Raw genomic sequence first — 11,135 nt, 5'->3', positions numbered from 1 at the left:
CTTCGTTCGACATTGCGCTCTCCATGACCTCTGGATCCGTTCCCCGATTCAATTAGCTGCCCAGCCCTAGTTCACGGTCCACCAAGTCATAGAGCTCGTCGTCGGACACGATCTCGAGGTCGTCGCCACTCTCAATATCGACCCTTCCTTCGAGATTGCCGATAAATCCCCGCAACTTTCCTATCAGATCATTCAGTTCGTTTCCAGCGATATTATTCATCGCGACACTTTGAATAAGCCCATTTAGCTGATCGAATACCTCACCTGACCCATCGTTAGACATTCCGAGCTCAGCAGCAATAAACTCAGCAACATCCATCGGCGTGGGGTAGTCGAAGATCAACGTAGACGGAAGAGTAAGACCGATTTCAGATTTCAGCCGGTTTCTGAATTCAATCGCAGTCAAAGAGTCCAACCCAAGCTCACTGAATCTCGTCGATTTGTCGAGATTCACTTCAGCAAGTCGGTAGCCGAGTACAGTCGACACAGCATCTAGAACCATCGACACAAGCGAATCTCTCCGCTCTTTGACAGAGACGCTAGCGAGACTCTGCGTGGACGAACCCTGCGCATATTCGACCCGAGCAGGAGCAAGACGACGTTTCGAACCAAATTGCGATTGCAAAACGGAAGGAATACTTTGAACATCCAACTGCGCGAATGTCGACAGCTTGATCGGAACAAGCACATCATTCTCAGACTGGAGCGCAAGATCGAACAGTCTCAGTCCTTCATTTTCCGCCAAAGGTTCGATGCCAAGGCGTTTGATACGCAAGAGGTCATTCTCATTAAGATGGCCTGTCATGCCGCTGCCCTGAGCCCATAGCCCCCACGCGAGCGATACCATCGACTTGCCATTCTTCCGGCCATGAGCCGCCAGTGCATCCAGGAATGCATTGGCCGCTGCGTAGTTTCCTTGTCCAGCGCCTCCAATAATACCTGCGACTGACGAGAAGAATACGACTGACGGTGCAGCGAGTTCATTCGCTAGCTCATAGAGATTATGAGCTGCCTCCACCTTAGGCCCGAAAACCTTTGCAATATCATCATCGGTCATCGACGCAATAGCGCTATCGGCAAGGACACCGGCTGCATGGATAATCAGGCTGAGCGGATAGTCCGAAGGAACCTTCTTGAGCGCAACCGATAGCGACTCACGATCCGAAATGTCACAATCAATGATTTCGACAGACTTGGCGCCAGAGTCAAGCAATTCTCGTCGGAGTTCATGAGCACCGTCGGCGGCAAGCCCGCTTCTGCTTACCAGAATTAAGCGAGGGACGTGATAGTACTTCACCAAATGCCGCGACACTGCTGCGCCTAGCGCACCCGTTCCGCCGGTGATTAGCGCCGTACCACCGAATTCAGGGAGCTCGGCATTCGAGGAGGGCGCCTTTACCAGGCGGGGAATGTAGCACTTGCCGTCGCGTATTGCAATTTGATTCTCGCCGGACGATACTGCGGCCACGAGGCTCTGCAATGAGACATCTTTTCCGTCGGTATCGACAAGGACGAAGCAGTCACCATGTTCCGACTGCGCGGACCGCACCATTCCCCAAGCCGTGGACGAAGCCGGATCAATGTCCCCCGACGTAGGATCCACCGAGACTGCATTCTCGGTCAGGATCACCAGGCGCGAGTGCTCTGACTGATTGGACCCGACCCACTGCTTCAGCAGTTCCAGCACCATACACGCGATCCGATATGCAGACGCACCAAGTTCTTTATCCGAATTTGAACTTACCGTGCGGATCACAATTTTTGGATTATCGTCCGCCACACTGTCTGCAATATCCTGCCCTGAGTGGATACAAGGGGTTCCGGACCGGCGAACCGCCGAACAAGTGTCTACATTATCTGCAATCCAGGCTTTATCGAAGGCGCCGACAACCGGGTTTCCAGTTTCAATCCAATCGAGCCGATATAGCCAATCGATTTGGGCGCTACCCAAACTCAGCAAAGTGTCGGTGTCCACGGAACGCGTCATCAGACTACCGATACTTGCCGCGAAGCGACCGTTAGTGTCGTAGAGTCCGACGGACCAGGTGTCTTCGCTGATCTTCCGGCCGTGGACACGGAGAGTATCCAGACCTGTCACATCCCCGAATCGCAGCTCGGACCATACATAAGGGAGAGCAGTATCGTCAACATTCGTATCATTCTCGCCAATAGCGAGTGAATGCACAGCTGCATCTAACAATGCAGGATGGATCAGATAGCTCCCAGTATCCCGCCGCATCCCCGCGGGCAATTGGACCTCTGCGTATACGTCAGGGCCAGCTGCCCAAACTGCCTGCACTGCGCGAAATGCTGTACCGTATTCGATTTGTCGGGTCGCGAGCCCCTCATATCCGATCTCCACATCGATGGTGGTCGCGTCGGCCGGCGGCCACTGCACCAGCGACTCCGGCACCGCTGCCACCGAGGACAAACTGCCCTGGGCATGCACGACCCGCTGCGCGCCCTCGCCCTCACCGCGGGAGGTGATCGAGATCGCGTGCGACCCGTCCGCATCAGCGGCCGACACCCGCACCTGCAGCGACACCGCCCCGTGCTCGGGCAACACCAGCGGCGAGACCAGCGTCAACTCACGCACCCCACCACAACCGACCTCGTCAGCGGCCCGCAACGCCAACTCGACGAACCCCGTACCCGGCAACAACACCACACCGGCCACCGCATGATCGGCCAGCCACGGATGAGTCCGCAACGACAACCGGCCCGTGAACACCCAACCCTCGTCCTCGGGCAACTCGACCACCGCACCCAACAACGGATGCTCGGCATCTTCCAAACCGAAACTGGTCACATCACCGGTGAGGGTGTCGGTTTCGAGCCAGAACCGCTGCCTCTGGAAGGCATAGGTCGGCAAATCCACCCGACGCCCACCACGACCAGCCAGCACCGCCGACCAATCCACCACACCACCGGAAGCGAACACCCGTCCCAACGAGGACAAGAAATCGATCATGCCGCCCTGGTCGCGGCGCAAAGTACCGACGATCGCGGCTTCCTCACCACGCCCACCGGCATCCTCACACGTCTCCTGCAAACCGATGGTCAGCACCGGATGCGGGCTCACCTCGACAAACAGAGTGTGGCCGTCCTCGAGCAGCAAACGAGTCACCGACTCGAGGCGAACGGTTTCACGCAGGTTGGCATACCAGTAGCCGGCATCCAGACCACTGGTGTCGAGCTGAGCGGCAGTCACCGTGGAGTAGAACGGGATGCTCGACGACCGCGGCGCGATATCGGCGAGCTCACTCAGCAGGTCCTGCTGCAGCACCTCCACCATCGGCGAATGCGAGGCATAGTCCACCGCGACCCGGCGCACATGCACCCCGTCGCTTTCACACGCGGTCAGGAATTGCTCCAAAGCCCCGGCTTCACCGGAGACCACCACCGAGCTCGGACCGTTGACCGCGGCAATCCCCAGCCCCGGCCCGGCCACCGCCAGCCGCTCGGACACCGCCTCGACCGGCAGCGACACCGAAGCCATCCCGCCACCACCAGCCAACTGCTGAAGAACCAGACGACTACGACACACCACCACCCGCGCGGCATCTGGCAACGACAAACCACCAGCGACATAAGCCGCAGCGATCTCACCCTGCGAATGCCCAACTACCGCAGCGGGTTCCACACCCATCGACTGCCACAATCGAGCCAGCGACACCATCACCGCGAACAGCACCGGCTGAACCACATCCACCCGGTCCAGCGGCGGGGCACCCGCACCACCACGCAGCACATCCGACAACGACCAGTCCACCAGCGGCGCGAAAGCCTGCTCACACTCGTTCATCGCCTCGGCGAACACCGGCGCGGAATCGAGCAGTTCTCGTCCCATGCCCAGCCACTGAGCGCCCTGACCCGGGAACACGAACACCGTCTTCCCGACACCGGCCACACCCTCGACCACACCCGGCATCGGATCGACGCCACCGACCGCGGCCAAACCCGACACCAACGCGTCACGATCGCCACCGAACACCACCGCCCGATGCTCGAACCGCGACCGGGAATCCACCAACGACGACGCCACATCACAGACATCGACATCGGGATACCGCTCAGCAAATCCAGCCAACGCCCGAGCCTGACCAGCCAACGCCTCCCGGCTCCGCCCCGACAACACCCACGGCACCGGCCACGACGCAGCAACACCCACGGCCGGCATCCCTGCTTCATCCGGTGATACCGGCGCCGCGTCGGCCGGCGCGGTCGTCTCGGCCGCTGGCGCCTGTTCGAGGATCACGTGCGCGTTGGTGCCACTGACACCGAACCCCGACACCGCCGCACGACGAGGCCGATCGGACCCGGGCCACGGCGTCGGCTCGGTCACCAACTCGACGGCACCCGCGGCCCAATCCACATGCGGTGTCGGCTCATCGACATGCAGCGTCGCTGGCACCACCGCGTGCCGCATCGCCATCACCATTTTGATCACACCGGCCACACCCGCGGCGGCCTGCGTGTGACCGATATTCGACTTCAACGAGCCCAACAGCAGCGGCCGGCCCTCACGCCGGTCCTGGCCATAGGTCGCCAGCAGCGCCTGTGCCTCGATCGGATCACCCAACGTGGTACCCGTGCCATGGGCTTCCACCACATCCACATCCGCCGCCGACACCCGCGCGTTCGCCAGCGCCTGACGAATCACCCGCTGCTGCGACGGACCATTCGGCGCGGTCAAACCATTGGACGCACCATCCTGATTGACCGCCGAACCACGCACCACCGCCAACACCTCGTGCCCACGACGGATCGCGTCGGACAAACGCTCCACCACCAGCACACCGACACCCTCACCCCAGCCGGTGCCATCCGCGGCCGCGGCGAAAGACTTACACCGGCCATCCGCCGAAAGCCCCCGCTGACGAGAGAACTCCACGAAGATCGTCGGAGTCGACATCACCGTCACACCACCCACCAGCGCCAGCCCGCACTCCCCCGCACGCACCGCGGCCACCGCCTGATGCAACGCCACCAACGACGACGAACACGCGGTATCCACCGACACCGCAGGCCCCTCCAAACCCAACACATACGACACACGGCCCGAGGCGACACTGCCAGCGCTACCGTTGCCAAGATACCCTTCGACTTCTTGGGGGATACTCCGCATACGGCCTGCGTAATCGTGATACATGATGCCGGTGAACACACCGGTGTTGGTGCCGCGCAACGCTTTCGGGTCGATCCCCGCCCGCTCGATCGCCTCCCACGACACCTCCAGCAGCATCCGCTGCTGCGGATCCATCGCCAGCGCCTCACGCGGACTGATCCCGAAGAACCCCGCATCGAACTCCGACGCCTCGTAGAGGAACCCGCCCTCACGCGTATACGACTTACCCTTGGCCTCGGGATCGGGATCGAACAACCCCTCCACATCCCAGCCACGATCCGCCGGGAACTCACCGATCACATCCCGCGACCCGGCAACCAACTCCCACAAATCCTCCGGAGAACCCACACCCCCCGGAAAACGACACGCCATACCCACAATCGCCACCGGCTCAGAAACAGAAGCCTCAAGCTTGAGGTACTCGCGTCGAGTCTTCTGCAGTTCAGCAGTTACCCACCGCAGGTTTTCAAGCATCTTCTCATTACTCATGGAACGCCCTCCGATCAGAAGATTTAAAGTATTTGAATTTACAGAAGATGGGCAATTACGAATTGCGGAGTTCACTGTTAATGAAGTCCATCAGTTCGTCCTCTGATGCAGAGTGAAGATCTATCGACTCCTTGGCGACACTGCGCACAGATATATCCGCATATTCCGTAAGCATGCTCTCGAGCCGGGCTTTAATCATGGGCCGAAGGACGGTATCGGCCCGGAACGGAGCCAAGTACTCTTCCAAACGACGGAGAGCGATCTCTTGATCAGCGCTATCCAAATCTGCAGCGGCCGCTATGCCCTCACGCAGGTGTACGGCTAAAGCTGCGGGAGTCGGATAATCGAAGACCGACGTGGCCGACAACATGATGCCAGTGACGACCTTCAGCCGATTTCGTATCTCGACGGCGGTGAGGGAGTCGAAGCCGAGGTCGCGGAAGTTCTGATCGGTGTCGATGGTGTTGGTGTCGTTGTGTCCGAGGACTGCGGCGACCTGCTGACGGACCACCTCGATGATCAGCTGCTGCTGTTCGGCCTCGGGCAGTCCTGCCAAACGCTGTGTCAGTCCTGAGGCCGAGGTTTCGGTGGCGCGTGTTGCGCGTCGGGATCCGCGGATGATCAAGTTCTGCAGGAGTGCGGGGACGAAGCCCGACCCGGCCTGGTCACGGGCCGCGGCCAGGTCCAACCGTGCGGTCAGGGTGTTGACACCGCCCTCGATCAGGGCGTGGTCGAACAGTTCGAATGCTTCCTCGGCTGGCATCGGGACGAACCCTCCCCGGCTCAACCGCGCGGCATCGGTGTCATCCAAGTGGCCGGTCATGCCACTGGACTGTGCCCACAATCCCCAGGCCAGGGACTGCGCGTGCAGCCCGGCGTGGCGGCGATGAACAGCCAGGGCATCGAGGAAGGCGTTGGCCGCTGCGTAGTTGCTCTGTCCGGGGGTGCCGAACACACCAGCCGCTGAGGAGAACATCACGAACGCCGACACCACACGGTTACGGCTGGCCTCGTGCAGATGCAGCGCGGCATCGACCTTCGGAGTCAGCACCGTGTCCAGTCGCTGCTGGGTCATCGACCCGATGACCCCGTCATCGAGCACGCCGGCAGCATGGATCACCGCCAACGGCTCATCGGCTGCGATACCCGCCAGCACCTGCTCGACCGCTGCGCGGTCGGCCATGTCGGCGACCACCACCTCTACCCGTGCACCCAGTCCCGACAACTCGGTCACCAGCTCATGCGCGCCCGGAGCCTCAAGGCCCCGTCGGCTGGTCAACACCAGATGCCGCGCACCGTGTTCGACCACGACATGACGAGCCAACATCGCGCCCAGCGTTCCGGTGCCACCGGTGATCAGCACCGTTGCTGCATCCGACAACCCCGGCACCGCAGGTTCGGGCACCGCTGCCGCAATCCGTGCGAGCCGGCCGACATGCACTGTTCCCGCACGCACTACCACCTGCGGTTCGCCCGAGGCCAGCACCATCGCGGCATCGACTTGGTCATCGACATCGGCCAGCACGATCCGACCCGGATCTTCTGCCTGCGCAGAACGCACCAGACCCCACACCGCGGCACCGGCCAGCGACGTGATGTCCTCGCCATCGACAGCGACTGCACCGCGGGTGCGTATCAGCAAGGTCGACGACGCATAGCGCGGATCCGAAAGCCACTGCTGCACAACTGTCAACACCTCACCGACCACACCGTGAACCGCGTCCACGGTGTTGCCGTCACCGCAGTCGAACACGACCACGTCCGGGACAGTCTGCTCCGGATCCAGATCCGTGAACACGCCGGTCGACACGCTCACCGGCTCCACCGGCATCGCCGACCATTCGACCCGGAACAACCCGTCACGGACCGCTCCCGCAGCCGACAACTCCTGCAGCGATACCGGGCGCATCATCAGCGACTCGGCCGACAACACCGGCCGTCCCACGGTATCGACGACCTCCACCGACACGGTGTCCGAGCCGACCGCAGCGATCCGGGCCCGCACAGACCCGACACCACTCTGCTGCAACGACACACCACTCCAGGAGAAAGGCAACACCATGCCCTGCGCGAACCCACCCATGAACACCGAATGCAACACCACATCCAACAGGGCGGGATGGATCCCGAACCGATCAGCACCGGCCCCGGTATCGGTGAGCTCGGGCAGGACCGCTTCGACGAAGACCTCCTCACCACGACGCCATGCCGACCGCAGTCCCTGGAAGACCGGCCCATAGCCATAACCCATATCGGACAAGCGGTCGTACATGCCATCGAAATCGATGGTGGTCGCGTCGGCCGGCGGCCACTGCACCAGCGACTCCGGCACCGCTGCCACCGAGGACAAACTGCCCTGGGCATGCACGACCCGCTGCGCGCCCTCGCCCTCACCGCGGGAGGTGATCGAGATCGCGTGCGACCCGTCCGCATCAGCGGCCGACACCCGCACCTGCAGCGACACCGCCCCGTGCTCGGGCAACACCAGCGGCGAGACCAGCGTCAACTCACGCACCCCACCACAACCGACCTCGTCAGCGGCCCGCAACGCCAACTCGACGAACCCCGTACCCGGCAACAACACCACACCGGCCACCGCATGATCGGCCAGCCACGGATGAGTCCGCAACGACAACCGGCCCGTGAACACCCAACCCTCGTCCTCGGGCAACTCGACCACCGCACCCAACAACGGATGCTCGGCATCTTCCAAACCGAAACTGGTCACATCACCGGTGAGGGTGTCGGTTTCGAGCCAGAACCGCTGCCTCTGGAAGGCATAGGTCGGCAAATCCACCCGACGCCCACCACGACCAGCCAGCACCGCCGACCAATCCACCACACCACCGGAAACCTCGACCTCGGCGAGGGCGGTGATGATCGCCGTCGACTCGACATATCCCTTCTTCAGGGCAGAGACCATGGCAAACTCGGTCGAGCCTGCCGACTGTTCGATCAAACTCGTCAGCCCACCAGCTGGGCCCAGTTCGACGAACCGGGTGACACCCAGCTCGCTCAGACGCTGGATCCCATCAGCGAAACGGACCGCATCACGCACATGGTCGATCCAATGCTCCGCCGAACCGAGCCGTTCATCGGCGAGCTCGCCGGTAAGGGTGGACACGATCGGAATGCGCGGCTCGGCATAAGACACACTGTGAGCCACAGCGGCGAAATCATCCAGCATCGGCGTCATCAGCGGCGAATGGAAGGCGTGTGAAACCGTCAGTTGTTTGGTGCGACGTCCCTGCTCCCGAAGTCCTCGCGCGATCTCGAGCACCGCCGCCTCCGCGCCGGACACCACGACCGAATCGGGGCCGTTGACCGCGGCCACACCAACGCCGTCGACCAGCAGTGCCAAGACCTCGGCCTCGCTGGCCTGCACGGCCACCATGGCCCCGCCTGCCGGCAGGGCATCCATCAAGCTGCCCCGGGCAGCCACCAACGTCGCTGCATCTTCTAGGGACAACACACCCGAAACATGCGCCGCTGCCAGTTCCCCGATCGAATGCCCCGCAACAAAGTCCGGATGCACTCCCCAGCTCGCCAGCAGACGGAACAGAGCCACTTCTACCGCGAACAACCCTGCCTGCGTGAAAACGGTCCTGTTCAGCAGTGCCTCGTCATCACCCCACAAGACCTCCCGCAACGAACGTCCCAACCGCTGGTCCAAGGCGGCGAGAACCGAGTCCAGCTCCGCGGCGAAGACCGGGAAGGTCTCATACAGTTCTCGTCCCATGCCCAGCCACTGAGCGCCCTGACCCGGGAACACGAACACCGTCTTCCCGACACCGGCCACACCCTCGACCACACCCGGCATCGGATCGACGCCACCGACCGCGGCCAAACCCGACACCAACGCGTCACGATCGCCACCGAACACCACCGCCCGATGCTCGAACCGCGACCGGGAATCCACCAACGACGACGCCACATCACAGACATCGACATCGGGATACCGCTCAGCAAATCCAGCCAACGCCCGAGCCTGACCAGCCAACGCCTCCCGGCTCCGCCCCGACAACACCCACGGCACCGGCCACGACGCAGCAACACCCACGGCCGGCATCCCTGCTTCATCCGGTGATACCGGCGCCGCGTCGGCCGGCGCGGTCGTCTCGGCCGCTGGCGCCTGTTCGAGGATCACGTGCGCGTTGGTGCCACTGACACCGAACCCCGACACCGCCGCACGACGAGGCCGATCGGACCCGGGCCACGGCGTCGGCTCGGTCACCAACTCGACGGCACCCGCGGCCCAATCCACATGCGGTGTCGGCTCATCGACATGCAGCGTCGCTGGCACCACCGCGTGCCGCATCGCCATCACCATTTTGATCACACCGGCCACACCCGCGGCGGCCTGCGTGTGACCGATATTCGACTTCAACGAGCCCAACAGCAGCGGCCGGCCCTCACGCCGGTCCTGGCCATAGGTCGCCAGCAGCGCCTGTGCCTCGATCGGATCACCCAACGTGGTACCCGTGCCATGGGCTTCCACCACATCCACATCCGCCGCCGACACCCGCGCGTTCGCCAGCGCCTGACGAATCACCCGCTGCTGCGACGGACCATTCGGCGCCGAAAGCCCGTTGGACGCACCATCCTGATTGACCGCCGAACCACGCACCACCGCCAACACCTCGTGCCCACGACGGATCGCGTCGGAAAGCCGTTCGACGAGGAGGACACCGACACCCTCACCCCAGCTGGTGCCATCCGCGGCCGCGGCGAAAGACTTACACCGGCCATCCGCCGAAAGCCCCCGCTGACGAGAGAATCCCACGAAGATCGTCGGAGTCGACATCACCGTCACACCACCCACCAGCGCCAGCCCGCACTCCCCCGCACGCACCGCGGCCACCGCCTGATGCAACGCCACCAACGACGACGAACACGCGGTATCCACCGACACCGCAGGCCCCTCCAAACCCAACACATACGACACACGGCCCGAAGCTGCGCTGGCCGCACCGCCGGTCAACAGGTATCCTTCGAGGCCGCCACCTGCGACCACGTGATAACCGTAACCAGCCATCAGACCGGTGAACACACCGGTGTTGGTGCCGCGCAACGCTTTCGGGTCGATCCCCGCCCGCTCGATCGCCTCCCACGACACCTCCAGCAGCATCCGCTGCTGCGGATCCATCGCCAGCGCCTCACGCGGACTGATCCCGAAGAACCCCGCATCGAACTCCGACGCCTCGTAGAGGAACCCGCCCTCACGCGTATACGACTTACCCTTGGCCTCGGGATCGGGGTCGAACAACCCCTCCACATCCCAGCCACGATCCGCCGGGAACTCACCGATCACATCCCGCGACCCGGCAACCAACTCCCACAAATCCTCCGGAGAACCCACACCCCCCGGAAAACGACACGCCATACCCACAATCGCCACCGGCTCAGAAACAGAAGCCTCAAGCTCCCGATTCTCGCGTCGAGTCTTCTGCAGTTCAGCAGTCAGCCACCGCAGATTTTCATACAATTTATCGTTACTCATCGAACAGTCTCCAGCCGC

Annotated in this window: 2 protein-coding genes; both read right to left on the bottom strand. The window is 62.6% G+C overall.

What is annotated here, in order from left to right:
• Window positions 1-52: 52 nt before the first annotated feature.
• Entirely contained in the window at window positions 53-5,617 is a 5,565-nt protein-coding gene (locus tag OHA42_RS17505; RefSeq protein WP_406239436.1) for a type I polyketide synthase, read from the bottom strand.
• Window positions 5,618-5,672: 55 nt separating this feature from the next.
• A complete protein-coding gene (locus tag OHA42_RS17500) occupies window positions 5,673-11,102 on the bottom strand; it encodes an SDR family NAD(P)-dependent oxidoreductase (protein ID WP_406239434.1) in 5,430 nt (1,809 codons plus the stop codon).
• Window positions 11,103-11,135 lie beyond the last annotated feature (33 nt).

Source organism: Nocardia sp. NBC_01009, assembly GCF_045208035.1.
GTDB lineage: Bacteria > Actinomycetota > Actinomycetes > Mycobacteriales > Mycobacteriaceae > Nocardia.
This window is presented reverse-complemented; position numbering and strand designations above follow the sequence as displayed.